General features: G+C 43.5%; 20 protein-coding genes and 27 tRNA genes. 39 read left to right on the top strand and 8 right to left on the bottom strand.

The window, feature by feature from the left end; genetic code table 11:
* Nucleotides 1-275: 275 nt before the first annotated feature.
* From RMZ42_RS12940 to petJ, 6 genes are all read left to right on the top strand, one after another.
* Nucleotides 276-1,184 (top strand): sugar ABC transporter permease, encoded by a 909-nt coding sequence (locus RMZ42_RS12940; RefSeq protein ID WP_322671795.1) that lies wholly within the window; start codon nucleotides 276-278, stop codon nucleotides 1,182-1,184.
* Nucleotides 1,181-2,017: a carbohydrate ABC transporter permease gene (locus tag RMZ42_RS12935; RefSeq protein WP_322671794.1), complete on the top strand. Its 837-nt coding sequence runs from the start codon at nucleotides 1,181-1,183 to the stop codon at nucleotides 2,015-2,017. The genes RMZ42_RS12940 and RMZ42_RS12935 overlap by 4 nt, the downstream gene beginning before the upstream one ends.
* Before the next feature lie 212 nt (nucleotides 2,018-2,229).
* Nucleotides 2,230-2,445 (top strand): hypothetical protein, encoded by a 216-nt coding sequence (locus tag RMZ42_RS12930; RefSeq protein WP_322671793.1) that lies wholly within the window; start codon nucleotides 2,230-2,232, stop codon nucleotides 2,443-2,445.
* 134 nt (nucleotides 2,446-2,579) lie between these two features.
* Nucleotides 2,580-3,071, top strand: a complete 492-nt coding sequence (gene psbV / locus RMZ42_RS12925) for a photosystem II cytochrome c-550 (protein ID WP_322671792.1) — start codon at nucleotides 2,580-2,582, stop codon at nucleotides 3,069-3,071.
* 234 nt (nucleotides 3,072-3,305) lie between these two features.
* Nucleotides 3,306-3,725, top strand: a complete 420-nt coding sequence (gene petE / locus RMZ42_RS12920; protein ID WP_322671791.1) for a plastocyanin — start codon at nucleotides 3,306-3,308, stop codon at nucleotides 3,723-3,725.
* Nucleotides 3,726-3,969: 244 nt separating this feature from the next.
* Nucleotides 3,970-4,314, top strand: coding sequence for a cytochrome c6 PetJ (gene petJ, locus RMZ42_RS12915; RefSeq protein ID WP_322671790.1), 345 nt, complete (start codon nucleotides 3,970-3,972; stop codon nucleotides 4,312-4,314).
* A gap of 357 nt (nucleotides 4,315-4,671) precedes the next feature.
* Here petJ and RMZ42_RS12910 read toward each other — a convergent pair whose 3' ends face one another.
* Nucleotides 4,672-6,189, bottom strand: coding sequence for a hypothetical protein (locus RMZ42_RS12910; RefSeq protein ID WP_322671789.1), 1,518 nt, complete (start codon nucleotides 6,187-6,189; stop codon nucleotides 4,672-4,674).
* A gap of 615 nt (nucleotides 6,190-6,804) precedes the next feature.
* On the opposite strand from RMZ42_RS12910, the gene RMZ42_RS12905 reads away from it, so the two are divergent.
* Nucleotides 6,805-7,500, top strand: a complete 696-nt coding sequence (locus RMZ42_RS12905) for a lipase (protein ID WP_322671788.1) — start codon at nucleotides 6,805-6,807, stop codon at nucleotides 7,498-7,500.
* A 100-nt stretch (nucleotides 7,501-7,600) separates the two neighbouring features.
* Complete coding sequence (locus RMZ42_RS12900) at nucleotides 7,601-8,233, top strand: cytochrome b N-terminal domain-containing protein (protein WP_322671787.1); 633 nt, start codon at nucleotides 7,601-7,603, stop codon at nucleotides 8,231-8,233.
* A 156-nt stretch (nucleotides 8,234-8,389) separates the two neighbouring features.
* Here the strand turns inward: RMZ42_RS12900 and RMZ42_RS12895 are convergent, their stop codons facing one another.
* Complete coding sequence (locus RMZ42_RS12895) at nucleotides 8,390-10,309, bottom strand: cation:proton antiporter (protein ID WP_322671786.1); 1,920 nt, start codon at nucleotides 10,307-10,309, stop codon at nucleotides 8,390-8,392.
* Nucleotides 10,310-10,635: 326 nt separating this feature from the next.
* On the opposite strand from RMZ42_RS12895, the gene RMZ42_RS12890 reads away from it, so the two are divergent.
* A tRNA-Glu gene (locus RMZ42_RS12890) sits at nucleotides 10,636-10,708 on the top strand.
* Between the two features lie 93 nt (nucleotides 10,709-10,801).
* On the opposite strand, the gene RMZ42_RS12885 is transcribed toward RMZ42_RS12890, so the two are convergent.
* From RMZ42_RS12885 to RMZ42_RS12875, 3 genes are all read right to left on the bottom strand, one after another.
* Entirely contained in the window at nucleotides 10,802-11,389 is a 588-nt protein-coding gene (locus RMZ42_RS12885; RefSeq protein ID WP_322671785.1) for an SRPBCC family protein, read from the bottom strand.
* A gap of 8 nt (nucleotides 11,390-11,397) precedes the next feature.
* The gene (locus RMZ42_RS12880; RefSeq protein ID WP_322671784.1) at nucleotides 11,398-13,446 is read right to left on the bottom strand and encodes a GAF domain-containing sensor histidine kinase; all 2,049 of its coding nucleotides are present in this window, start codon (nucleotides 13,444-13,446) and stop codon (nucleotides 11,398-11,400) included.
* An 828-nt stretch (nucleotides 13,447-14,274) separates the two neighbouring features.
* Nucleotides 14,275-14,610, bottom strand: coding sequence for a hypothetical protein (locus tag RMZ42_RS12875; RefSeq protein WP_094347436.1), 336 nt, complete (start codon nucleotides 14,608-14,610; stop codon nucleotides 14,275-14,277).
* 437 nt (nucleotides 14,611-15,047) lie between these two features.
* On the opposite strand from RMZ42_RS12875, the gene RMZ42_RS12865 reads away from it, so the two are divergent.
* Entirely contained in the window at nucleotides 15,048-15,554 is a 507-nt protein-coding gene (locus RMZ42_RS12865; RefSeq protein WP_322671843.1) for an HNH endonuclease, read from the top strand.
* A gap of 16 nt (nucleotides 15,555-15,570) precedes the next feature.
* Nucleotides 15,571-15,960, top strand: coding sequence for an alr0857 family protein (locus RMZ42_RS12860; protein ID WP_322671782.1), 390 nt, complete (start codon nucleotides 15,571-15,573; stop codon nucleotides 15,958-15,960).
* Between the two features lie 181 nt (nucleotides 15,961-16,141).
* Here RMZ42_RS12860 and RMZ42_RS12855 read toward each other — a convergent pair whose 3' ends face one another.
* Nucleotides 16,142-16,987 carry a polysaccharide deacetylase family protein gene (locus RMZ42_RS12855; RefSeq protein WP_322671781.1) on the bottom strand — a complete coding sequence of 282 codons (846 nt, stop codon included), beginning with the start codon at nucleotides 16,985-16,987 and terminating at the stop codon, nucleotides 16,142-16,144.
* Nucleotides 16,988-17,187: 200 nt separating this feature from the next.
* Nucleotides 17,188-17,310, bottom strand: a complete 123-nt coding sequence (locus RMZ42_RS12850) for a hypothetical protein (RefSeq protein WP_322660210.1) — start codon at nucleotides 17,308-17,310, stop codon at nucleotides 17,188-17,190.
* A gap of 177 nt (nucleotides 17,311-17,487) precedes the next feature.
* On the opposite strand from RMZ42_RS12850, the gene RMZ42_RS12845 reads away from it, so the two are divergent.
* From RMZ42_RS12845 to RMZ42_RS12720, 26 genes are all read left to right on the top strand, one after another.
* Nucleotides 17,488-17,561, top strand: a tRNA-Asp gene (locus RMZ42_RS12845).
* Between the two features lie 4 nt (nucleotides 17,562-17,565).
* Nucleotides 17,566-17,642 (top strand) — tRNA-Glu (locus RMZ42_RS12840).
* 3 nt (nucleotides 17,643-17,645) lie between these two features.
* Nucleotides 17,646-17,718 (top strand) — tRNA-Cys (locus RMZ42_RS12835).
* A gap of 7 nt (nucleotides 17,719-17,725) precedes the next feature.
* A tRNA-Ile gene (locus RMZ42_RS12830) sits at nucleotides 17,726-17,799 on the top strand.
* A gap of 3 nt (nucleotides 17,800-17,802) precedes the next feature.
* Nucleotides 17,803-17,874 (top strand) — tRNA-Trp (locus RMZ42_RS12825).
* 91 nt (nucleotides 17,875-17,965) lie between these two features.
* A tRNA-Glu gene (locus RMZ42_RS12820) sits at nucleotides 17,966-18,036 on the top strand.
* A 7-nt stretch (nucleotides 18,037-18,043) separates the two neighbouring features.
* Nucleotides 18,044-18,126 (top strand) — tRNA-Tyr (locus RMZ42_RS12815).
* Between the two features lie 4 nt (nucleotides 18,127-18,130).
* Nucleotides 18,131-18,220 (top strand) — tRNA-Ser (locus tag RMZ42_RS12810).
* Between the two features lie 4 nt (nucleotides 18,221-18,224).
* A tRNA-Arg gene (locus RMZ42_RS12805) sits at nucleotides 18,225-18,299 on the top strand.
* Between the two features lie 88 nt (nucleotides 18,300-18,387).
* Nucleotides 18,388-18,463: transfer RNA gene (locus RMZ42_RS12800), tRNA-Phe, on the top strand.
* A gap of 6 nt (nucleotides 18,464-18,469) precedes the next feature.
* Nucleotides 18,470-18,544 (top strand) — tRNA-Asn (locus tag RMZ42_RS12795).
* 5 nt (nucleotides 18,545-18,549) lie between these two features.
* Nucleotides 18,550-18,622: transfer RNA gene (locus RMZ42_RS12790), tRNA-Gln, on the top strand.
* A gap of 3 nt (nucleotides 18,623-18,625) precedes the next feature.
* A tRNA-Gln gene (locus tag RMZ42_RS12785) sits at nucleotides 18,626-18,701 on the top strand.
* Between the two features lie 5 nt (nucleotides 18,702-18,706).
* Nucleotides 18,707-18,783, top strand: a tRNA-Leu gene (locus RMZ42_RS12780).
* Nucleotides 18,784-18,789: 6 nt separating this feature from the next.
* Nucleotides 18,790-18,867 (top strand) — tRNA-Leu (locus RMZ42_RS12775).
* A 1-nt stretch (nucleotide 18,868) separates the two neighbouring features.
* A tRNA-Pro gene (locus tag RMZ42_RS12770) sits at nucleotides 18,869-18,941 on the top strand.
* A 3-nt stretch (nucleotides 18,942-18,944) separates the two neighbouring features.
* A tRNA-Leu gene (locus RMZ42_RS12765) sits at nucleotides 18,945-19,018 on the top strand.
* Nucleotides 19,019-19,028: 10 nt separating this feature from the next.
* A tRNA-Met gene (locus RMZ42_RS12760) sits at nucleotides 19,029-19,105 on the top strand.
* Nucleotides 19,106-19,112: 7 nt separating this feature from the next.
* A tRNA-Thr gene (locus tag RMZ42_RS12755) sits at nucleotides 19,113-19,185 on the top strand.
* 101 nt (nucleotides 19,186-19,286) lie between these two features.
* Nucleotides 19,287-19,358 (top strand) — tRNA-Gly (locus RMZ42_RS12750).
* Between the two features lie 5 nt (nucleotides 19,359-19,363).
* Nucleotides 19,364-19,439: transfer RNA gene (locus RMZ42_RS12745), tRNA-Val, on the top strand.
* A 6-nt stretch (nucleotides 19,440-19,445) separates the two neighbouring features.
* A tRNA-Arg gene (locus RMZ42_RS12740) sits at nucleotides 19,446-19,519 on the top strand.
* A 52-nt stretch (nucleotides 19,520-19,571) separates the two neighbouring features.
* Nucleotides 19,572-19,645 (top strand) — tRNA-Ala (locus tag RMZ42_RS12735).
* Between the two features lie 9 nt (nucleotides 19,646-19,654).
* Nucleotides 19,655-19,728 (top strand) — tRNA-His (locus RMZ42_RS12730).
* A gap of 7 nt (nucleotides 19,729-19,735) precedes the next feature.
* Nucleotides 19,736-19,818: transfer RNA gene (locus RMZ42_RS12725), tRNA-OTHER, on the top strand.
* A gap of 136 nt (nucleotides 19,819-19,954) precedes the next feature.
* A tRNA-Lys gene (locus tag RMZ42_RS12720) sits at nucleotides 19,955-20,025 on the top strand.
* 87 nt (nucleotides 20,026-20,112) lie between these two features.
* Here the strand turns inward: RMZ42_RS12720 and RMZ42_RS12715 are convergent.
* On the bottom strand, nucleotides 20,113-21,201 hold the full coding sequence (locus RMZ42_RS12715; RefSeq protein ID WP_322671780.1) for a glycoside hydrolase family 3 protein: 1,089 nt from the start codon (nucleotides 21,199-21,201) through the stop codon (nucleotides 20,113-20,115).
* Between the two features lie 409 nt (nucleotides 21,202-21,610).
* Here RMZ42_RS12715 and pds point away from each other — a divergent pair, with 409 nt between their 5' ends.
* On the top strand, nucleotides 21,611-23,050 hold the full coding sequence (pds, locus tag RMZ42_RS12710; protein ID WP_322671779.1) for a 15-cis-phytoene desaturase: 1,440 nt from the start codon (nucleotides 21,611-21,613) through the stop codon (nucleotides 23,048-23,050).
* The gene (crtB, locus tag RMZ42_RS12705; RefSeq protein ID WP_322671778.1) at nucleotides 23,034-23,966 is read left to right on the top strand and encodes a 15-cis-phytoene synthase CrtB; all 933 of its coding nucleotides are present in this window, start codon (nucleotides 23,034-23,036) and stop codon (nucleotides 23,964-23,966) included. Before pds ends, crtB begins: the two co-directional genes overlap by 17 nt.
* Nucleotides 23,967-24,026: the final 60 nt, after the last annotated feature.

Here is a 24,026-nt window from a genome sequence, read left to right as displayed (position 1 = left end):
TGAATAATCCTTTGATCAAATTGGCATTTTTTTATCAGATGATATACAGAAACCTCCTCTAAAGATAAAAATTCCACTCCGGTGCATAGCCCAAAAAGAGAACAAGAGCTAAGTTAAGCAATTTTTTCAACAATTTTCTAACCTTTTCCCAAAGCAGAATAATTTTTTCTTTACAAAATGAGGATTGAATGCTTTTGTGACAGAAGTACGATAAATAATCATGCACAACCCATCGCTACAGTCGGGTTAGTGCGGGATTAAATGGAGGTTCAGTAGTGTTTGAAATTAACAGGCGGCGCAGAAACTCCAGGTGGAACATCACTGAAGACTTGGCTGGGTATATGTTCATGATGCCCACTATTCTAGTTTTGGGAACTTTTGTAGTCTTACCCATTCTCTACGCCGTTTTTCTTTCCCTACAAAAAGTCCAACTTCTCGGCGCTATTGAGTACGAATTCATCGGTTTTCGCAACTTCGCGCGATTAGCTGAAGATGAAAGAGTTTGGATTGCTTTGAGAAACACAGTCGAATATGTAGTTATTGTTGTGCCAACTCAAACTATCCTGGCTTTAATTTTGGCGGTAACTCTGAATTCTGGGATTCGCGGTAAAAACTGGTGGCGTATCCTCTATTTTTTGCCGACAGTTACTTCTTCAGCAGTGCTGACACTCATATTTATGTGGATTTATAACACTGATGGGCTACTAAACGATTTTCTCGCTTTTGTGGGGCTACCTACTTATAACTGGTTGGGCGATCCAGCAGTTGCGCTCAAAGGCATTACGATCATGAACATTTGGTCAACCGCGCCGTTTTTCATGGTGATTTATCTGGCGGCGTTGCAAGATATACCCCAAACACTTTACGAGGCCGCAGAACTTGATGGCGCAAATGGATGGCAGCAATTTATCCACATTACTCTTCCCTTGCTTAAGCCTGTAACCTTCTTTGTGGTAACAATGGGGGTGATTGGGACTTTTCAGCTTTTTGACCAGTCTTACATCTTTTCTGGCGGTACTGGCGGCCCAAACAACGCTACCTTAACGGTGGTGCTGCTGATTTATCAAGCTGTGTTTCGGAATTTACAAATGGGATATGCAGCTGCGATCGCATTTTTATTAGCAGCTGCGATCGTTGCCATCACTTTGATTCAGCAGCGACTTTTCGGAGGCGAACGGATTTGACTAACACCTCTGGCTTATCCTGGCTCAAAGCCCTGTTGTACGTCTTACTGACACTTTATGCCATCATTACTCTAATTCCCTTTCTCTGGGCACTTTCAGCATCATTTAAGCCACTAACAGAGATTGTCAGTGGTGAACCCAACTTTCTCCCCAAGAATTTTACTCTTGACAACTACAGGCAAATCTTTCTCCAAGAACCGCTATTTTGGCGCTGGTTGTTCAATAGTGTAGCGATCGCACTCAGCGTCACGCTTTTAAACTTGTTGTTAAATTCAATGGCTGGTTATGCCTTGGCAAGATTGCGCTTTGTAGGCAAGCGCTTTTGGTTCTTCCTCATTTTGGCAGTACTAGCAGTACCGACGCAAATCACCCTGATTCCGACATTTTTGATTTTAAAAGCGATCGGCTGGCTGAATTCTTATCAAGGCATGATTGTTCCTAGCATGGTTAATGCCACTTTCATCTTTATGATGCGGCAATTTTTTGTTAATTTTCCTAAAGAACTAGAAGAAGCAGCTCAACTCGATGGCTTAAATACCTTTGGAATTTTTCGACACATTGTCTTACCTTTGGCAAAACCAGCACTAGCAGCGCAGGCAGTTTTTGTGTTCATGGGGAGTTGGAATAATTTTTTACTGCCTATAGTTATCCTATTTGATCCAGAAATGTTTACTCTTCCTTTGGGACTGAACACCTTCAAAGGTCAATACATCAGCTATTGGAACTACATTATGGCGGCTTCTATGGTCTTTACCCTGCCAGCTTTAGGCATTTATGCCTTTTTTAATCGTTACTTTATTCAAAGCGTCACCTTTACCGGGGGAAAAGGTTAATAGGCATTAGTCATTAGTCATTAGTCATTAGTCAAAAGTTAAAAATTCTTCCCCTGCCCCCTGCCCCCTGCTTCCCCTGCTTCCCCTGCCCCCTGCCCCCTGCCCCCTGCCTCCTCCCATTCCCCAAACAGTATTTTGGGCAACAAATTGCACTCCTAACGTGATATTGGTATTACAGCGACTCAATCTCTATCTATCAGTAAACAAGCATTATGGGTTTTGCAGACCTATCGATCGCAGAGATAGCAGCCGACTACAGCATTCCTGTAGAACAAGTGTTTTCTCTGTGCAACCAACTGGGAATCGCCTACAAACACCAAAAGACCCGTTTGGCGTTAGAAGATGCAAGGGCAATTATTTCCCAAATATCCTCTGAAATACGCCCCAAAGGTACTAACGACTTGGTGAGCGATCGCGAAGTCCCCTGAAGGGTTATCTCAGAACTTTCGCTAATAACTGATAGCTAATGATAAAAAACTAATAAGTCATTAGCAATTAGCAGCTTGGAGATTGAGAATCGCGTTTTTAGCTGTGTTGAGCGTCAAAATCTTTAAGGGGAAACATGTTTATAAGACTAATTGGCGTTGTTGTGGCTACTGTTTTACTCTCGTTTCAGTTGATTGTCGGTAGCGCGACAGCAGTGGAACTGGACAAAGCTACCCGAACAGTGCCATTAAATGCTCAAGGTGATACCGTTGTACTCAGCCTTAAACAAGTCAAAGAAGGCAAACGCTTATTTAATTACGCTTGCGCCCAATGTCATGCTGGTGGAGTTACCAAGACAAACCAAAACGTGGGACTCACTCCAGAGGACTTGGCACTGGCAACACCTAACCGTAACAACATTGAAGGTTTAGTAGATTACCTGAAAAATCCCACTACTTACGACGGTGAAGAAGAGATTTCCGAAATACACCCCAGTCTCAAAAGCGCAGATATTTTCACAGCAGTGCGAAATCTGACGGATGATGACTTGGAAGCGATCGCCGGTCATATTCTCTTACAACCCAAAATCGTTGGTACTAAGTGGGGAGGCGGAAAAATCTATTACTAAATCCTGGAGTTGAGTCATTGGGAATAGGGTATTGGGCATTGGGAATAGAGAATTGGGAAGAATTCAGTCCCTACTCCTAATTCCCCATTCCCCATTGACTAATTATTGGACAGCTTTTTGCAATAAATTGCTCTCCATTCTTAAAAAAAAATTGATCTATGACAGATTGTCATATTTGGTGTTGATTTTATTTAAAATGAGAAAGGGAAAAAAATTGTTTGTTAGGAGAGAGCTATGAAATTAATTTCGGCAAGCTGGCGACGCCTTAGTTTAGCTGTGTTGACAATCCTTTTAGTTGTTAGCAGCTTTGCTGTTTTTACTCCCAGTGCTTCGGCTGAAACCTACCAGGTGAAATTGGGTAGCGATAAAGGACTGCTAGCATTTGAACCGAAAAAGTTGACCGTCAAACCAGGTGACACTATTGAATGGGTGAACAATAAAGTTCCTCCCCATAATGTTGTGTTTGATGCGGTCAAAAACCCCACTAAGAGCGCTGATTTAGCTAAATCTCTGTCTCATAAGAAGTTGCTTATGAGTCCTGGTCAAAAGGAAACAACCACCTTTGCAGCAGACGCTCCTGCTGGTGACTATACCTTCTACTGTGAACCTCATCGTGGTGCTGGCATGGTTGGTACAATTACTGTCCAAGGCTAGAAACACCAGCGTTTGACACGAGATGATTACTCAATGAAATTAGCTCATCGCCACACGCTACACTCCTAGAGTGACGCATAAAATGCAGAAATGGCGGTAACGAGTTCTATCCTTACCTAAGACGCTAAACAATCTGTAGCGATCGAGGAGTGAACTTGTTACCGCCAATTTTGATCAAATTTGACTTAATCAGGGATTAATCGCGTTTATACTCTTGCTGGAGGCTTGTTGCGAGGAAATACTGTTGAGAATACTTTTATTAATTCTACTGTCGGCGATCGCCCTATTCAAATTCACATTCATTAGTCCAGCACTAGCTGCCGAAACATCCAACGGTGCTAAAATTTTCGAGGCTAACTGCGCTTCTTGCCATATAGGTGGCGGTAACATCCTTATCAACCAGAAAACTTTGAAAAAGGAAGCATTGTCAAAGTACCTAGAAAATTACAATCAAGACTCAATCGAGGCGATTATCCACCAAGTGCAAAATGGTAAAAATGCTATGCCTGCCTTTAAAAGCAAGTTAAGTTCTGAGGAGATCGTGGAGGTAGCTGCTTACGTTTTTCAAAATGCAGAACAAGGTTGGTAAAGTAGCTATACCGTATAGTTTTTTTGGGGTGAGCGTTTGCCTATCTTTAGTTACATAGCTAGACGCTCACCCCCAAAACATTGGAGAATTTATTTGTTGGAAATCCCTCAGTGCATTTCCTTCTTGGAACCTTTTAACGAACTTCTAAGTTAAGTGTTATGTATGACGAACTAGCGATCGCTAATTTGTCAACTACCAAAAACAATATTTTAAATCCAAAATCCTGATATAGAGACGCGATTTATCGCGTCTCTACATCAATAACCCTTAACTCAAACGGATTGTATTTTAAACAAGACGCTGCAAATGCGTCTAGATAAATTATCCCTACCTGAATCCGAAATTATCAACGGGCAATTATTTTTCTGGATTAGACTTTTGTCTGTTTTCCTTGACTTCGCGCAACCGTTCTACTAATTTTTTATCCGATTCAGGAGCAGATGTAGACTGACCCTGATTGATTTTCGGCAACAATAAAGGTTCAGAAGTAGTAGCTGCCGATGAAGGCGTAAACTGATTATTTTTAATTTGCAATTCAGATAATGGTTTGGGAGTAGCTGCTGGTGTAGTTAATGGTTTGAGAGTACCTGTTGGTGAGGATGTAGGCGGGTTATTTCTGATTTGTAAATTAGGTAGTGGTTTAAAAGTAGCTGCTGGTGAGGGAGTAAGCTGATTGTTATTGATTCCCGGTGTAGATAATGACGAGGGGTTTTGCTCTTGAGTAGTCCCAGTAAGATTGCTCGTGCTGTTTTGGAAACGTAGGTTAAATGGATAGGAACTAATCTGTTTATCACCCTTGGGGGATTGCTTGTTGAAGTATTGTCTTGCTTTTAATTGCAATTCTGGGGAAATTAACTTGTCTTGAAATTTGATATCTAAGACTTTACCATCAGGATCTACAACCAATACTCCCAAAACAGCACCTTCAAGATTTGACTTATTCGTGGATAATGTTTGGCGGATGACTGGTTTTTGTTCAGCGTTGGGGTATTGTCGCTGGACTTCCTTTCTCAGGTTGGCGTAAGAGTCTAGCTGTGCAATTGCCTGTTGAGTTCCCTTCGTTGATAAATCCGTTGCTTGTAATGTGCTTCCCCTAGTTCCAATTAAAGTACCCCCATTCGTTGGAGCTTGTTTTAGAGAATTTATTAGCGGATTTTGAGCAATTGTAGACGACGCATTTGGAATTGGTTGCGTCATTTGCGAAGTCGTATTTAGCTGTGCTGTATTTACCTGTGCTGTTGCAATGGGTGTACTGTCAGATAAGATTGGAGGCTGGGGATTCCGCAGAAGATCGGCAGGTATTTGCTGTGACTGCAATTCTGGCAACCTATTTACAGGTAGCGGCTTAGGTGGCTCGTATTTGGCGACGCTCTCACTTACATTCACCCGAGGAACTGGTCGAGAGAATCTGGCGCTGGTATTAAATTTAGAACTATCAAATTTAGACGCGTCAAACCGCAAATTATCACTCGGAATCATCCGCAAAGACTGCTTTGTAGGCAAGGAAGAGACTCGATAGTTATTCGATGATGCTGGTAGCGGAGGTAATACTAGCTGACTGGATGGTGATGGCGCTAATGGGGTTAATCCCGGTTGGAGGCTAAAGTTTGGAGCCGCAAGTGGGGCGACTGGAGGTAATTGTTGTAAACCAATTTTGGGTGTGCTTTGCGGCAAACGGTTTTGGTCGGCTTGGCTCAATTCCAAAAGCCCAACTGTTTTGGATGATGCTGTTTCTTTAGGCTTGTCAGACTCCATCGGCATCAATGGTACGATCATGGCGATCGCACCGTGGATACCAAGGGAGGCTATAGCTGCTATCCCAATTGGCTGGCTTAAGATTTCTGGTATATTTTTCAGCAGGGAGACGTAAGACATGGCTGTTATCGTTCACTCACTCAGTTACAGTTGACTAGCGATTTTATCTTTCCGACATTGCAAGATATTGCAATATATGCGTTATTCATAAGGAAATGATAACTTCCTCTGCTGGCAATCAAAACGCCAAAATTGCCATTTATTCAAGTTTTTAATTAATCAATGACGCTGCATCATATTTTCAAAATTCGAGCTTGCTAAAGAGTTCTTTGAAAAATTACTACTTTTGATTTTTTATTCTTATGACGCACACAATTAAAATTAATATCTGGGAGTTTTATTAAAGTTTAAGTAAATGCACAAGTTTGAATACATCAAAACATCTGCCGAAGTGACCTTGTTTTTTCAACTGTTTTTCAGTCAACTACACTTCTGTAACAGATGACACATGTGTTTGTCCGAGACTGGGCCCTATTTAAGAATACTACCACATCAGCAGCTCCTCAAACTGTTGCAAATTGTACAATTTTATTGACATTTTAGCCTTAAATGTCACCAAGGCTATTGCTTTTTTCTTCAAGGAGTGAGTCAGGCGATCGCAATTCTAGCTCTTGAATATGACTACTTCTTCGTCAAAAAAGTTCAAACCCTCAATCATTGCATCCAAAATTTAAAATGCCGTTACCGACAGTTATTTTGCCTGGATATCTAGAAAGTGCGATCGCTTATCGCCAACTAGAACAATCTTTACAGCAGTTGAATTTTCCCACGGTTACAGTCCCACTGCGACGGCGTGACTGGCTCCCCACTCTGGGAGTAACACCTGTAATACTGATTTTGCAACATCTCGATTACACAATCAAGCATATATTACGTGAACATAATGCTACTCAAATTAACTTAATTGGTCATTCAGCCGGAGGTTGGATATCCCGCATTTATATGGGAGAAAAGCCCTATTTAGCGCGCGGTGATGTCAAACCATTTCTCTGGCAAGGACATCCCTTGGTTGCTACTTTCGTCACCTTGGGTACACCCCATATTAGCCAAGAACGCTGGACACGCTCCAATCTGGATTTTGTTACCAATAACTACCCTGGAGCTTTTTACAAAAACGTTCGTTACGTTTGTGTGGCTGGCAAAAGTATCTTTGGGAAAAGGCGGCCTGGTAGTTGGTTAGCTTACAGTAGTTACCAATTAACCTGTGGTAAGGGTAACACTTGGGGAGATGGGATTACGCCCATTGAAGCTGCTCATTTGCAGGGGGCGGAAAATCTGGTGATTGAAGGTGTCAAGCATTCTCCCAGAAGTCCTGGGATTTGGTATGGCTCACCAGAAGCCTTAAAAGCTTGGGTACAGTATTTGATTTAAAAAACTTTATTTTTATATAAGAAAAGTAAAAACTATTAAAATTTCTTAGCTAAAATCGTAATAAGAATAAATACTTAGTTAAGAACAGGAGGGGTGAGCTATGCAAAGCACCCAGTTCGATAAGATTTTGCGACGAATAGCGACGATATTATCAGTCGTGATTTTGACTCTGTGTTTAATTTATATCTCTACCGGAATTTTGCTTTCTTTTTACTATGAACCGACAGCAGGCGGAGCTTATAACTCCTTAAAGATGATTAATACACAACTGCCATACGGTTGGTTGTTTTGGAGAGCGCATGATATTGCTGGTAACGCGGTAATTGCGATCGCTCTAATTCAAATTGTGGTGATGTTTTTGGGTCGACAATTTCGCAAGAGTTGGCTGGCTGCTTGGATTAGTGTGATTTTGTTAACCCTAAGTGCGATCGGGCTGGATTGGACAGCAATGATTTTAGATTGGACTCAGGAAGGGTACTGGCGTTTTAGCATTGAGCTAGGAACCATCGAAGCCATTCCTTTGATTGGTGGGCAACTGCGCGAAATCCTGACTGGTGGTGGAGCCATTAACACAATTACCGTCGAACACCTTTACACAATCCACAGTTATCTGATTTCGGTAACGACGCTAATTCTTGCCATAGTACATTTGTCTGCTTTACTCTGGCAGGAATGGCAAATGTATCAAGAAGCGCCAAAACCAGAAAGCGAATTTATTCCTTCTCAAGGCTAATAAAGAGTCAAAGAAGAGTAAAAGGGGCAGTGGGTATAAGGAAGAGACAAGGTAAATGGGGGAGACTTGTTCAATAATTTCCCCTTCTCCCCCTTGTCCCCTTACTTCCCCTGCTCCTCTGCTCCCCCGCTCCCCTGCCCCTCTGCCCCAATCCCCTCATCCCCCAGAAGCCTCACTAGTAGAAAGTTGAGATAATTGAGCAAGGGATAGGTCTTCAACCTCTGGTAACTTTTCTAGAGAGAGGGGAGTGGATTGGGTGGCACCAGATAAGCGTTTTAAAAGGCTAGGTCTGGGGTCATGCAATAGATAAATAATGCGATCGCCAATTTCCCAATCTTGGTTCGCTGGCATTACTTGTAAGCGTTCTGCTCGTTCTACCAATAGCGGTATCAAATCCCCAGTCCGAATCTTTTCTTGGATGCGATCGTATTGAGTCGAAAACTCTAACTCATCTAGCGTAGTTGTCCCTAATTTCACTCGTCCATCATTCAAATATTCATTCCAAGTTTTAATTGCTAAGTCTGGAATAAAAGCTTGATTAACTTTATTACTAGTCGAGGTACTCGCTTGCGGATCGCGGGGAAAAACAGCTAAGACGCGTGGGGGTTTAAACTCCTCAGCTGCTCGTTGAGCCAAAACAAAATTCACCTCGCCATTACTTGTCATAGCCAAAAAGGTACCTATAGAGGCAAGTCCGGCCTCTTCTAAAACCGCAGCATCTAGAGCACTACTGGCAATAACCCGGAGATTTTGCGCCTCGGCTTGTACAAGACATTCGGGGTCAGTATCAATCATCACCACGTTTTCTCCCCGTTCTTGAAAGAAGCGGGCAATCAGAAGACTCAAGGGATTACAACCCACAATCACTGCCCCAGTTACGTCCTTGGAGGTGATTTGCAGCCATTTGGCAACCCAGCCAGCTGTTAGCCCTTGGCAGACAACAGTCATGATAATTGTCAGGAAAACTAAAGCTTTGATGGAATCACCACCGTTAATGCCTCGCTGTGTCAGTGAAATCGCAAAAAAAGAAGCTACAGAGGCAGCAACAATTCCTCTCGGAGCAACCCAGCTTAAAAACAGTTTTTGTCGCCAGTTGAGGTCACTGTTCCAGGTACACAAGAGAATATTGATCGGGCGAACGACAAACATTAGTACCAAAACGGTGAATAAACTACCCCAACCCAAAGCAAACACACTGGCAATGGATAGGTCAGCAGCTAATAAGATAAATAGCACCGAGACGCTGAGAATTGTCAGCTGACCTTTAAAGCTGCGTAACAGACGTTCTTCCGGGACTGAGGAGTTAGCAAAGACTGCTCCTGCAACTACTGTTGTCATGACTCCCGATTCACTGCGGATCATCTGCGATAAGGTAAACAAGCTCCAAAGTATCGCCAACACCACTAAGTTTTTTAGCTCAAATGACAGAAAACTGGCGCGTTTGAAAATCAAACTCATCAGATAACCGCCAGCACCACCAATTGCTGCTCCCACACCCAGACGCATCAGTAAGCCGACGATCGCATTAATCGGGTCAGCATCGCCGTTCAAAATCGTATCGAGGACAACGAAGGCGAGGATAGCCCCTACAGGGTCAATTAAAACCCCTTCTCCTTCCAAAAGTGTTGCCACTTGTCGATCTACATTGATTTGTTTGAGCAATGGCCCAACGACGGTTGGCCCTGTCACCACGACTATGGAAGCATAGAGAAAAGCTATGTTCCAGGGAAATTCACCCAGCCAGTGAGCAGCCATACTCCCGCCAAGCAGGGTGATTAGCGTTCCTTGAGTGACGAGCAATTGTAGGCTGACTGAAACTCTACCTAACTCACGCAGATCCAAGTTAAGTCCGCCTTCAAACAAAATGATTGCCGTTGCGAGGGCAACTATAACTTCCAGTCCAGTGCCTAGCGAATGGGGATGCAATAGCCCTATACCATCAGAGCCAAACAAAATGCCCAACAGCAATAACAAGACGATGCTGGGTACACGAAGGTATGCAGCCAGCACTTGGGCGCTAATGCCTGCAAAGACAGCGATCGCCATCTGTATGGTGATTTCAAAAGATGCTTCCATATTGTAGATTTTGAGCGATTTATTTCAAAATCTCTTGTAAAAAACCGTAGATATTAACTCTACAGGGTACAACATCATACCCTTTGTTCCTTGCTGTCTTCAGTGTTTTTTAGAGATGTGTATGCTCCGAAAATCCCGGCGCCCAATGCTGACACACCCTGCGGCTGACCGCAGAAGCATCTACGAACTTTTTTATCTGTCTCCATATCTTTGTATCTTCTTCAAGCTTTTGCTTCCACCCAGTTTAGCTGCCACAAACTTTTTTTGGCAAAACCTGTTGACAAAGGCAAGGAAATTGGTTAACTTATAAAAGGTCTGAGTCCGATGCCCCCATCGTCTAGAGGCCTAGGACACCTCCCTTTCACGGAGGTAACGGGGATTCGAATTCCCCTGGGGGTACTTAAAAAGAATAAAAAGCAAAAGCTTTTTTATTTGAAATTTAGCAATAAAAACCATCATTCAGGAATACATCTGAATGATGTTTTATTGTTGTTATGCATACGGTTCTTTGCTGGCTAGTTCTTCTACACGTTGGTGAATAGCCAAAAGATTTAACCGCAAATCTTTGCTCAGACGATTTTCAATAATTCCCACTGGCATAGTGAGTTTAGGCCAAACTTGAATTGTGTAGGACAGATTTGTTCCTAAAGACTCACCGAAAGAATAAGGCTCTAAGCACCAGCTACCAGAAAAGCCTTTAAAATCTCCCTCTACCATGCGGAAATTAATTGTTTTAGGGAAGCATTCTTCCAAATCTAGAACTACCCGCGCACAAAAGTTGAAATTCAGTAAGCGTTGGGAGCCTACTTGCTCCAGTCGAATTCCACCATCGGGATGCTCGATTAAACAACTCTTGGCCAGGTTGGGGAGGAAGTCTGGTAAGGCTTCATAATTTGTCAAAACCTTCCAGATTTGCTCCACTGGATGGGGAATTTGGACTTTAGCGCTGATTTGCCGCTGCCGCTCTGCTATTTTCTCAATTTGAACTTCTACCTGAGCAAGCAAATCCTCTTCTAGGTTAGTGTCATCAGTAGAAGACTGCAAATCAGGGTTCTCTGTTGTGTTCTGTTTTTTAGTCACTTTCAGAATTATGGTTTGCTTTCGTCAGAAAATTGGGGCAGAGTCAAGGTGAAGCAAATTTCGCTCTGTTCAGAATCCGATATTGGGAGACTTTCAACAGCGATCGCTCCATCTAAATGCTGCACTAAAGACTTGACTAAAGCAAGTCCCAAGCCAGTCCCTGGAGTCCAGCGACCTTTCCCACGGCGGAACTTATCAAAGATGTAGGTCGCTTCTTCTTCAGAGATGGCACGTCCTGTATTCGTCACCTTCATGATAACTTGATCGATTTGCTGATCGACTCGGTGAGACGCTTCAAGGCGAACTATTGTATCAGACTCTGAATATTTACAGGCATTAGTTAATAATTCTTGCAGGATACGGTCAAAACTCTCCAGTTCAGTTTGCAGTTTGAGCGATTCCTCCGGCAAATCTATAGAAATTTTTAATCCTTTTTCGCCAAGTTTTTTTTCAAAAGATGCTGCTATATCTTGAATTCTAGTATTTAAATCTATAGATTCTAATTGCGGGGCTTCGTGAGGCGACTCTAGCTTTTGGAGTGTCAACAAGTCATTAATCAAGTTGATTTCTTTTGAACATTCCTGCTCAAGAATATCTAGATATCTACCCTGACGCTCTGGCGCTATTCCTGGCAAACGCAAGTTTTTTATTGACATCAGCATATTTGTCAAAGGATAGCGTAGGCGATCGCTCATATTACTCAAAAATTCATCTTTGAGTTCATTAAGTTTCCGCAGCTGCTCGACATACTGCCGGGTTCTTTCATGCAATTTCGCTTGGAGTTCTATACTACTCTGGAGTTTCGCCGTCCGATCGTCTACCAAAGTTTGCACTTGACGCAATGTCTGTGACTGAATGATGGCGTTACTCATTTGAGCGCAAACCATTTCCACAAGATTTAATTCTTCTGGTTGCCAATTGCGAATCACAGCTTGCTGTAGCACCAAGAAGCCTAAAATTTTACCTTGACTTTCCAATGGCACTAAAAGTACCGCAGGCAATTTCTCTATCGCAAATAATGGAGCAGCTGTTAAGGTATCGTTTTGATCTGTATAGTCATCGAAGATTACTGGTTTTCCAGAATCCATGAAGGCACGCTGGCATAAACCACAGTCTGAAATCAAGAAAGACTCAGTTAAGGTGTCTAGTTTACTAGTGCTAGAATTTTGTGTTTCTCTAGCCCATTGGGCGATTACATTAGCTTTCGCTTTGGGGATTTGTTTTTTAGCTTGAGTCTTAAATAGTGGATCTGTATATTTTAGTAAGATGAGCAAACCCCGATCTGCCTGTAGAGATTCGGCTGTTGAGGCGATAACTAACTGAAGCATTTGATTCAGCTCCAAGTTGCTACGACTCAATATGGTTAATTGCTTGATCAAGCTTTGATGGTGCTTGCTTTTTTGCAGGGACTGCTCTTGATGAGTAATTTGTTGAGCTTGTGCCACTCCAGAAAAAGCGATCGCGCAAGCCGACTCCACTTCTTTGAGCAATTGTTTTTCTGATTCACTCCATTCATAAGGTTGGAATTTAATCAGATTAATCACTCCATTATTATTGCCACCAAACCGAGTCGGAATTGCCAAAACCGCTTTTATCGGTAGTGGTAAATATTGACACCCAACTACCAGACTATTTTGAATTATGGAAATGTCTTCAATAGTCAATGGTTGGGCAGCACATTGTAGCACTGGCGAGTGCATAAGCAACTGTTCCATCGAAAACATTTCTTCTGGGTGTGGCAACCCTAGATACTCATCAGCACACCAATTAGTCGTAGTTGTTTCGTCTGATGTCTCACCCGCCACAGAAACCAAGCAGCAGCAATCCACTTGAAAAGCAACTCCTAGCAATTGGGCAATCTCTTGCAGCATCAAAGCCGTAGCAGAGTTATTAGCAATGATTTGGTTAATCTTTTGTACCAACTCGCGGGCAGGTTCTTCCTGATGCTGCATCAGCTTGACTTGATAAGGTTGTAGTCGATCTATGTCATCTACGTAATGTGGCAGCGATGATAAAGGCTTTTTCATTTCTGGCACGCCCTCGGATAGTAACCCCATTGTTCTTGCACCCAACCTCTTGGCATATTCTTCACCGTTAGTTGTGTTGCTATACCCTGATAATTGACAAATTTTGTGTGAATACTTTCTCTCACCTGTTATAGCCCTTTTCTATATCAGATGGCCAAATTTCCACCACATCAAGCAAATTGCTACATTGGAACATAAGTAATAAAATACTCAAAATATCCTATAAATGCTTAAGTTAGCTTATTTTTAACTGCACTGTCTGGAAATAATTTACTAACTTTATCCTGTCTGTAAGTATACATAAACCGTAATTTCTCTGGAATTACAGCAAAATTCCCCTTTTAAGCGCGTAAAATTACGTAACTTGGTTTATAAAGCTTTATTACATTCCTTGAAAAAACTAGTAGGTTTAACAAGCTACTCCTCGATCTCCGTAACTCTCAGTAAAATATCAACAAAAGTAAAGGAGGCACGAGGAGCTTGTTCTTGCAGTGTAGGCTTCTCTTCTCTAAAAAAGGCTGCATCAACGAGACGCACTCGTGTTCAGACCCGATCTACACTGATAGCGTAACTATGGTAGCGAGTTCATAAGCGTCTTGTTCCCAACTTATGGCAGAAATTTGGAGTAGAGCTTAAATATAAATAAATTCTTGCTCGCTAGAGGTTGCAGCTGTTCTGGCTAAATGGTGAATGCAGCCCAGTTATTAGTAAAAATAACTAGGCTGCATTCGTCTGAATATAAAAAACTACATCTATTTTCAGAACTATATTTTTTAAAGTAGTAACAGCATTTTGTACTCCCTGCTGGTAGGGCGGGCTAGATGCCCTCCCCACACCAGGTTTCAAAATAGACGAAGTTTATCCAGCCAAGCTCTCGACACTCAGAGGAACCATATCGCCATTCCTCGTTAGTCCTAACAACATCGGTTCTTGGGGTTGAATTAGTTGACCTGTAAGCACACAGCGTTCTTCTTGCTGAGCTGTGGCAGCTATGCTAGCTCGAATGTCGGATCGCGAAAATCGAGGCTTCCACTCACCTGATTTTTGCTGGACATAATTCCAAAGGATATCTCGGATCAGAGCTTGATATCCCTGATTCCCAGCTATTTCTTTGAGTTTATCTTTGAGTTCCCGTTCTAGGCGAATGCTGGTAACTTCCATATCGGTGGTTGGGGTGCGAGCGATCGTATGCATCAGTTTTTCTCCTTAAAGGTATAGACAGGATAGTAATACAAGTGTAGTATGTTTAAAGGAATGTTCAATAGGTGAAATTTTCTGTGAAATCAATCTACCCCATCTCTACTTCAATTTTGTGTGCCACCAATTGTCGAACCAATTGGGAATCAGCTGCTATGGAAGTGGAGTATTTATTTATGGGCGATGGTAGCCGAAATCATGGGCAAATCACAGAAGGTAATGATGATTATAAGTATGTAGCCATTAGTGCACTAATTGCAAAACCACAACTAGATCAAAAAAGCGGGGGGTACAGGCAAAGGAATCCTGTACCGATATGAGACCAGAAAATTTTCCGGTCAATTCTAACCCCCGCTTCACCGAAAACTTGAAGCGGGGGTTTTTTTATAAGGAGTTAAGCTGTGACGATATCTCCCATGCGCGGCGCGAACGCAATGCAAGTGTTAGAGCAATCTGTGGTGGTGTTTTCTCAAAATTACTTGCCACTATGTCGGGTCAATATCAAGCGGGCGATTGTGCTGTTAGTAACCAACAAGGCGCAACCGTTGGGTTTTACCACAGAAAGCGGATGGCAAGTTCACTCACCCAGTTTGGTAATTGATGTGCCAAAACATATTCGCTTGACAATCACTTCTAATGAGCGGATGTGGAAAGTTCCGCCAGTGAATCGGCGAGAAGTATTGCGACAAGACCATCACAGTTGCCAATATTGTGGCAGCAGCAAACATCTAACACTAGATCATGTGATGCCACGTTCTAAAGGCGGTTCTCACACTTGGGATAACGTAGTCGCAGCTTGTGAAAGATGTAACTCCTGTAAAGGCGATCGCACCCTGTTTGAAGCTGGTATGCAACTGCGTACCAAACCAAAAGCGCCAATCCACCCCGCGATTTCTTTTGCTGAACAGTTTTGGATAGATATGCAAGCAAACCTGGAATAACAGGAGAGCATAAGGAATGCTGAAATTAACTTACACTGAAAGCAGTTTTGATTTGGAATGTGTCACTCTGTCGCTAGAAGAATGGGTAGCGCAACGAGTGATTTTAGCCCTGCGAGTTGGGCAAAGTTTGTGCATTGAACCCAGTACCGCTTCCTTTTTGCTTCCTGTTGATTTACCAGGAGTAGAAGTACTCAGGGCTGAGGTAAAAAGAGATGACAGAGAAATCATTGCCCTCTGTGCGTGCGATGCCGAATATATGGAAGTCACCCTGCGGGGTTCTTGGCTATCAGCTAGTTCTAAGGATTCTGTCGGTGTGTTTGTCACCACTATGAGCGATCGCGCTGAGTTCTTTTTGCACAAACTTTGGCAGGAAGCTCAATCTTGTGCTTCTGTCATGAGCGAATAAACCAAATAGTCGGGTGACTCAATTTTGGATTTTGGATTTTAGATTTTAGATTTGTTCTCACGTTGAAATTCGGGGGTAACTCTTGGAGACCTGCGAGAACAAACATTTTGGGATTTCGGATTACTCAATCCAAAATCCCAAATTTAAAATCTAAAATCAGGTGAGGAGAATTTCTCACCCTTTATTGCGTCATTTTTAGTAGTTCAGGAATTGTCACAAATCGGTAACCTTGCTGTTTGAGTCCGCTGATGATTTGTGGCAAAGCTTCTACAGTTCTTTGGCGATCGCCACCACCATCATGCATTAAAACAATAAAACCAGGTTTCGCGCCTTTGAGGACATTATTTACAAATGCCTGCGGTTTGGCATGAGGATCGGTATCAGCGGAAGTTAGCGACCACATAATTACAGTATCTTTCTGGCTTTTGGCGTAAGCAGCTAGTCCGTTATTTAAGAAGCCTCCAGGAGGACGAAACAGAGAAGTTTTGACTCCTGTAATTTTGTATATCAGATCCGCTGTGCGATCGATTTCACTTTTGGCTGTGGCTTCATCCATTCGCCGATACCAATGATGCCAAGTATGGTTGCCAATGGCGTGTCCCTCGGCTACTTCACGCTTGGCTAAGTCTGGATTTGCTTGTAAAGCTTGTCCTACCCAAAAGAATGTGGCTTTAACATCATTTTGCTTCAAGATATCCAGCATTTCTAGGGTTGTCTTTGGCCAGGGCCCATCATCAATGCTGAGAGCAATAACCTTTTCATTGTTGCTGGGTTGCACCTTATAAACAGTTTTTCCCTGAAATTTAGCTGGGACTGTAAAGGTAGGATTTTCTACTTTGGCTGATGGCGGTACCTGGGCATTAATTTGGCCCTTTGCTGGATCTTGAAGTGCAGTATGGATTTTGCTTACTGGCTGGTTCAACCCCAATTGTGGGGAAATAGTTGGAGCAATACTACAAGCTGTAATACTAGAGGCGATCGCGACAAAACTAATTATCTGTTGTCGCTTGAAGGAGTTGTTTGTCACGTCAGGCTTTCAAAAACTCAACCAAGCATAACTGTAGTTTTACTTTTCAGAGTGGTTAGTTAAGTTCAAACCTAAGCGTAGAAGCTTTTCTAGACAATTTTAAAAGTTTTTTCTAAAACCCCTTGACACCTCTTGTAGTATTTTGTAGTATATTTGTAGTGAGGCGAAAGACAAAGCTTCTCAAGAGTCAAAGTTATGTTCTACATCCAACTAAAGGACAGGCGTTGGAATAAACCAAAGTCCTCAGTCAATAAAGCTGTTTCTACTTGCAAACCATCGGCAGTAGAAGCAAGAAACGAAAAAAGTTCTAAGTTTGCACTCATCAAAACCACTGAATACATCCGTAATACACAACAGGCTTGCTACCTAGAATTTCGGTTGTTTTCCTAACAGTTAAAAGTCAATTATCTGAACCTTGAAAACTAAATAAGAAATGGGCAAGTTCACCAATAAAATCTGTGCCTAAAAACCTCAAAGTTTAAGCACAGATTCTCAAAAATCGGGGTGTAGCTCAACAGGCTAGAGCGTTCCGTTGTCTGCGGAAATGTTGCGGGTTCAAATCCCGTCACCCTGGTTGTAGTCCCGTAGGCGAATAGTTTAAGCCGTCAGTTTCTCAAGCTGAAGATTGCGAGTGCGAATCTCGTCGGGACTCCCAAATGGCTGAGTAGCCAAGTGGTCGAAGGCATCGGTCTGCAAAACCGACATCGTGAGTTCAAATCTCACCTCAGCCTTTGGTGCCGCAGTGTAGCTTAACGTAAAGCCCCCGGCTCATAACCGGGTCGATGCGGGTTCAAGTCCCGCCACTGCTACCAAATGCAGGGATGGTGTAACGGTAACACCTCGTGACTCCAAATCCGATGTTCTAGGTTCAAATCCTAGTCCCTGCGTCAGAGAATTTTAGATTTTGGATTATAGATTTTGGATTAAATTTTTTAATCTAAAATTCAAAATTTAAAATCTAAAATTCTCTCAATTCTGCCCTCGTGGACAAATGGTTAAGTCAGTGTTCTTTCAAAGCACAGATGCGAGTTCAATTCTCGTCGAGGGAATGATTATGGGTCGGTGGCCGAGTCTGGTTGAAGGCGACAGTCTGTAAAACTGTTCTTTTTTGCGCGCAGGTTCAAATCCTGCTCGACCCACTATGGAGAGGTGGCTGAGTGGCTCAAAGCGTCCTCCTGCTAAGAGGAAACGGGTAGTTAATATCCGTCGCAGGTTCAAATCCTGTTCTCTCCGTTTTGAGAGTGTGGTGTAACTGGATAACATCTCAGTCTACGAAACTGAAGACGTGAGGGTTCAAATCCCTCCACTCTCGTTACATGGGAGAGATGATGGAGTGGCTGATTCGAGTTGAATTAAACCAGTCCACTGGGTAAAACCTATCTCTCCTTCTTATTTCTTATCCCCTGGTAGCTCAGTTTGGTAGTTAGCGCCTGTCTGAAGAACAGGAGGTCGTCGGTTCGATTCCGACCTGGGGGGCTTCGTTGCCTCATAGCTCAATGGCAGAGCAAGCGGCTGTTAACCGCGCGGTTGTAGGTTCGAGTCCTACTGAGGCAGCCATTCATTGCCGGGTGGACGAATTGGTAAGTCGCATCGCTCTGAACGATGAGGTTGCAGGTTCAAACCCTGCCCTGGCAATAAAGCCCTGTGGTGTAATTGGCAACATAGCGCCCTTTGAAGGCGAAGATTCCAGGTTCGAGTCCTGGTGGGGCTGCCAAACTTGCTCTTGTAGCCCAACTGGAAGAGGCTGCCGTCTCAAAAACGGTATGTTGTGGGTTCGATTCCCACCAAGAGTACCAAAATTTGCTCCTGTAGCCCAATTGGAAGAGGTGACAGACTTAAAATCTGTTTGGTTGTGGGTTCGACTCCCACCAGGAGTACCAACGGGATGTAATTCAGTGGCCAGAAGCCATGCTTTGGGAGCATGGAGTCGCAGGTTCAAATCCTGCCATCCCGATATGCCTCTGTGACGGAACTGGCATACGTGCTGGAATCAGAGTCCAGATTTTGCAGGTTCAAATCCAGTCAGGGGTATTGGTGAATATGCGGGGATAGAGCAACGGTGGCTCGTCAGGCTCATAACCTGAACATCGGCAGGTTCAACTCCTGCCCCCGTCGCCAAAACAGTGCTGGTGTAGCTCAATTGGTAGAGCAACTGACTTGTAATCAGTAGGTTGCAGGTTCAATTCCTGTTACCAGCTTGATGCGGGTGTGATGTAACGGCAGCATGAGACGTTTCCACCGTCTTCGTGCGAGTACCCTGCGGGAAGCAAGCTACAAATCTCGCCGTCCGCTCGAACTTGCGGGTGTGATGTAATCGGTAGCATCTGAGTGCGCCATACTCAGCGCGTGGGTTCAAGTCCCTCCACTCGCTTGCGTAGTCCTGTAGCTTCAACGGTAGAGCAAGTGCCTTACAAGCAAGAGGTTGCAGGTTCAAATCCTGCCAGGACTACCAAATCTTGGGAGTGTAGCTCAATGGAATAGAGCTTCGAGCTTCTACCTCGAAAGTTGTGGGTTCAAGTCCTACCACTCCCGCTTGAAAATGTCTTTGATTTTGAATTTTGAATTTTGAATTTTGAATTTTTATGGGGTCATAGCTCAAATGGCTAGAGCGCCTGCCTTGCAAGCAGGAGGTTATGGGTTCAAGTCCCATTGATTCCACTGATGATGGTGTCTGAAGCCAAAATGGTCGAGGCGCTGGTTTGTGGAACCAGTCATAGCGGGTTCAAGCCCCGTCAGACACCCTTGAATGGAAGATGCCGCTGAATGGACGGCAACTGGTCTTGAAAACCAGGGTATGGGCAACTGTAGGGGTTCGATTCCTCCATCTTCCACCTATCCACCTGGAGCCGAAAAGCGAGGCGCTGTGCTGATAACACAGAAATAGGAGGGGCAGTACCTCCCTGGTGGATTTATATCTAATGTTGGTATTACAAATCGCACTTGCTCATTTCTTTTTCAAATTAACTAGGGTGGTTGGCATACCGGCTGTGCAGCGGGCTTTTAACCCGCAGAAATAGGTTCGACCCCTATACCACCCACTAAACAATTAAAAATTAAGAATTAAAAATTGCAATCTTAGTTAGTCTATTGGCAATTGCTAATATGCTACTTGAATACGTTTTGGGTTATGAATAGCAACTAGCGATCGCTAGTTGAGCATGTTGCAATAATACATCTTTATCCAAAGCATGTATGGGATATTGCGGTGTTACTGCCAGTAGTTTCTCAATTCTTTCTCTGGCTGCTTCTACGACTGCTTCATCTAAGCTACCGTTACTGAGCGAATCAGCAAAATCTTCAGCAATCCGATAAGTTCTTTCAATAGATGATGAATTAATATTACGCGACACAATAAATAGATCGCAGCCTGCATTAAATGACCGCGCCACAGTACCTGTTTTCATAAACATATCTGAGATCGCTTTCATATCCAAATCATCAGATACAACTACTCCCTCAAAGCCAAGTTCCTCTCTAAGTATGGTTTTGAGGATAGCCTGAGAAAGCGTTCCTGGGACATCAGGATCTATCTTGGGAAATAAGATATGGACAGTCATAATCAAAGGAATTTGTACTTCGATTAAGGCTTTGAAAGGTATAAGTTCTCGAAGTCGCAGGTCTTCTATAGTTAAATTCAGTATTGGTAGCTCAATGTGAGAGTCCTTGCTGGTGTCTCCATGTCCGGGAAAGTGTTTGGCACATCCCAAAATTCCGGAATCTCGAAGTCCAAGGTAATAGTCACGCGCACCTTGAGTGGCAGTTTCGGGTGTGTTACCAAAGGCGCGAGGCCCAATCACGGGGTTGTCAGGATGGGAAAAAATATCTGCTACAGGTGCCCAAGATAAATTTATTCCCAGTGATTTTAGTTCTACTGCTGTGGCTTTTGCTACTTCGTAAGCGTGCGATCGCAGCAAAAAAGCGTGAGGAAAGCGGGTAATTGGCGATGGTGTACGAATTACACGACCTCCTTCATGATCGAGAGTGAGGAACATGGAATCACGTTCAGTATATTCTCGTATCTGGTTATTCAAATCTTTGAAGCTTTCCAGCCAAACCTGATATGGGGTGCCATCCAAAAAGTTCTTAGCAAAAAAGATCGCCCCAATCGGTTTTAATTCATTGAGTGCGCGTTTATCGTCATCGCTTAATGTAGTGCCGGAAATACCTAAAATTAAGTGATGTCCAAAGCGCCTTAGCTCCTGCGATACAGCCATAATCTTTTACCTGTTCAACCTAGAGAACATAAACATTTATCCTACACCCTTATAGAGAGAGGAAAGTTTTCTTTAAGTAATGCCCCTGATATTTCCTAATAGCAAATACACAAATTAGCCAAGAAATCAACTACTTGAGGACAACTTTTAAAATTAGCTATTTTCAGTCAAAGGAAATACTTTTGTTTCCCGAAATCACTTGCATGTAAATATAGATAAAGTGCACGCCGCAAAGCTATTGCCAACAATGGTATTGGCAATTTGTTTGGACAGGTGCGCATAGGTAAAATTCCCTTTGGCAAAAGTTTTTTGGGGAAGCGATCGCACAATAACTGCCAAATGTAACGGATTGCAACGTATAATGAAAACGATAAAACGGTTAAGAAATATTGAAGAGCAGTAGGGTTACATGCGAGTAGCGATCGCGGGAGCGGGACTAGCAGGACTTTCCTGCGCGAAATATCTTACAGACGCAGGTCACACACCCATTGTCTTGGAACGTCGAAACGTTCTAGGCGGTAAAGTGGCCGCGTGGAAAGATGCTGATGGAGACTGGTACGAAACAGGTCTGCACATCTTTTTTGGCGCATATCCGAATATGTTGCAGTTATTCAAAGAACTGGACATTGAAGATCGATTGCAGTGGAAAGAACACACAATGATCTTCAACCAGCCGGATGCACCAGGTACTTACAGCCGCTTTGATTTCCCAGATTTGCCAGCACCAATTAATGGTATAGTGGCGATTCTGCGAAACAACGACATGCTGACATGGCCAGAAAAAATCCGCTTTGGCATCGGATTATTGCCGGCCATGATTCAGGGGCAAAAGTACGTTGAAGAAATGGACAAATATTCCTGGACAGATTGGCTGCGTAAACACAACATACCAGAACGGGTCAATAAAGAAGTTTTTATTGCTATGGCCAAGTCGCTGAACTTCATCGGGCCAGATGAAATTTCGGCAACCATTCTTTTAACTGCCCTCAATCGTTTCCTCCAAGAAAAAAAAGGCTCGAAAATGGCCTTTTTGGATGGTTCGCCAACAGAACGATTGTGTCAGCCTCTAGTGGATTACATCACCGAACGCGGTGGAGAAGTCCGTTTGAATGCCCCTTTAAAAGAGATTTTGCTAAACGCCGATGGTAGCGTCAAAGGTTACTTGATGCGGGGGTTGAATGGAGACGAAGATGAAATTTTCACGGCAGATTTGTATGTATCGGCTATGCCAGTTGACCCTCTGAAGGTGATTTTGCCAGCACCTTGGAAAGAAATGGAGTTTTTCCAAAAGCTAGACGGGTTGGAAGGCGTACCTGTAATTAACGTGCATTTGTGGTTCGATCGTAAACTTACGCAAATTGATCACTTGCTATTCTCGCGATCGCCCCTCCTAAGCGTTTATGCTGATATGAGCAATACCTGCCGTGAATACGCCAATCCCGAACGCTCGATGCTGGAATTAGTTCTAGCCCCGGCAAAAGATTGGATTGCCAAATCCGATGAGGAGATTGTGGCTGCAACTATTGCCGAGTTAGAAAAACTCTTCCCCGACCACTTTGGGGGAGACAATCCAGCAACATTGCTGAAATCTCATGTGGTGAAAACGCCCCGTTCAGTTTACAAAGCGACCCCTGGTCGTCAACAGTACCGTCCCTCGCAAACAACCCCCATTAGTAATTTCTATCTCTCAGGGGATTACACCATGCAACGCTACTTAGCCAGTATGGAAGGTGCCGTACTTTCTGGTAAGCTGACAGCGCAGGCGATTTCTGAGGCCCTCCCGGTAGCAAATTCCTCAAACCTGCAAACGCTCACCCGACCGCCCGCAACGAATGCTGCAACTGCCTGATTCCCCGCCGCGCATGAAAACGCTGGTCTCTGTAGACGAGTCATACAAACTTTGTCGGCATCTCACAGCAAAGTATGCCAAGACTTTTTACCTGGGTACTTTGCTTATGAGTCCGGTAAAACGTCAATCTATTTGGTCAATTTACGCTTGGTGTCGCCGTACAGATGAATTGGTGGATGGCCCCGCATCTGCTATTACCACGCCAGAAACCCTAGACCTATGGGAACAGCAGCTGGAATCGATTTTTGCGGGGCGTCCATTAGAAAATTACGATGTAGCTTTAGTTGATACCCTCCAGCGCTTTCCGATGGACATTCAGCCATTTCGGGATATGATTGCCGGTCAGCGCATGGACTTATATCGCAGTCGTTATGAAACCTTTGAGGATTTATACCTCTACTGTTACCGCGTTGCTGGCACTGTTGGCTTAATGTCAACATCAGTTATGGGTGTGGATAACACCATATATGCAGCACCGTGGCAACAGAACAAACAACCTTATATTCCCATAGAAGAAGCGATCGCTCTCGGAATTGCCAATCAACTCACCAACATCTTGCGGGATGTGGGAGAAGATGCCAAACGCGGACGGATTTACATTCCCCTAGAAGACTTGGCAAAATTCAACTATACCGAGCAAGACTTCTTCAAAGGTGTGGTAGATGAGCGTTGGCGGGCATTGATGCGCTTTCAAATTGACCGTGCCCGTCAATTTTACACCACATCCGACCAGGGAATTACTTATTTAGCATCCGATGCCCGTTGGCCTGTATGGGCAGCATCAATGCTGTACGGTCAAATTTTGGAGGCGATTGAAGGCAACGATTACGATGTATTCAGTCAGCGGGCTTTTGTTCCCCAGTGGAAAAAGTTACGCACCTTGCCCATAGCTTGGATGCGATCGCAAGTCCTTTAAAAAATTAGTCATTTGTCCCTAGTCTTTAGTCATCAGTGTTTTATAGATAACCAACGACAA

The sequence above is a fragment of the Nostoc sp. DedQUE05 genome, from assembly GCF_034530955.1.
GTDB lineage: Bacteria > Cyanobacteriota > Cyanobacteriia > Cyanobacteriales > Nostocaceae > Nostoc.
Note: the sequence above shows the minus strand (reverse complement) of the source record. Positions and strands in the feature narration are given on the sequence as shown.

Bases quoted from the DNA above. Each gene is read 5' to 3' on its own strand.
- RMZ42_RS12930 (WP_322671793.1), top strand. From the start codon at position 2,230: ATGGGTTTTGCAGACCTATCGATCGCAGAGATAGCAGCCGACTACAGC.
- psbV (WP_322671792.1), top strand. From the start codon at position 2,580: ATGTTTATAAGACTAATTGGCGTTGTTGTGGCTACTGTTTTACTCTCG.
- petE (WP_322671791.1), top strand. From the start codon at position 3,306: ATGAAATTAATTTCGGCAAGCTGGCGACGCCTTAGTTTAGCTGTGTTG.
- RMZ42_RS12910 (WP_322671789.1), bottom strand. From the start codon at position 6,189: ATGTCTTACGTCTCCCTGCTGAAAAATATACCAGAAATCTTAAGCCAG.
- RMZ42_RS12905 (WP_322671788.1), top strand. From the start codon at position 6,805: ATGCCGTTACCGACAGTTATTTTGCCTGGATATCTAGAAAGTGCGATC.
- RMZ42_RS12900 (WP_322671787.1), top strand. From the start codon at position 7,601: ATGCAAAGCACCCAGTTCGATAAGATTTTGCGACGAATAGCGACGATA.
- RMZ42_RS12895 (WP_322671786.1), bottom strand. From the start codon at position 10,309: ATGGAAGCATCTTTTGAAATCACCATACAGATGGCGATCGCTGTCTTT.
- RMZ42_RS12880 (WP_322671784.1), bottom strand. From the start codon at position 13,446: ATGGGGTTACTATCCGAGGGCGTGCCAGAAATGAAAAAGCCTTTATCA.
- RMZ42_RS12875 (WP_094347436.1), bottom strand. From the start codon at position 14,610: ATGCATACGATCGCTCGCACCCCAACCACCGATATGGAAGTTACCAGC.
- RMZ42_RS12865 (WP_322671843.1), top strand. From the start codon at position 15,048: ATGCAAGTGTTAGAGCAATCTGTGGTGGTGTTTTCTCAAAATTACTTG.
- RMZ42_RS12860 (WP_322671782.1), top strand. From the start codon at position 15,571: ATGCTGAAATTAACTTACACTGAAAGCAGTTTTGATTTGGAATGTGTC.
- RMZ42_RS12850 (WP_322660210.1), bottom strand. From the start codon at position 17,310: ATGAGTGCAAACTTAGAACTTTTTTCGTTTCTTGCTTCTACTGCCGAT.
- RMZ42_RS12715 (WP_322671780.1), bottom strand. From the start codon at position 21,201: ATGGCTGTATCGCAGGAGCTAAGGCGCTTTGGACATCACTTAATTTTA.
- pds (WP_322671779.1), top strand. From the start codon at position 21,611: ATGCGAGTAGCGATCGCGGGAGCGGGACTAGCAGGACTTTCCTGCGCG.
- crtB (WP_322671778.1), top strand. From the start codon at position 23,034: ATGCTGCAACTGCCTGATTCCCCGCCGCGCATGAAAACGCTGGTCTCT.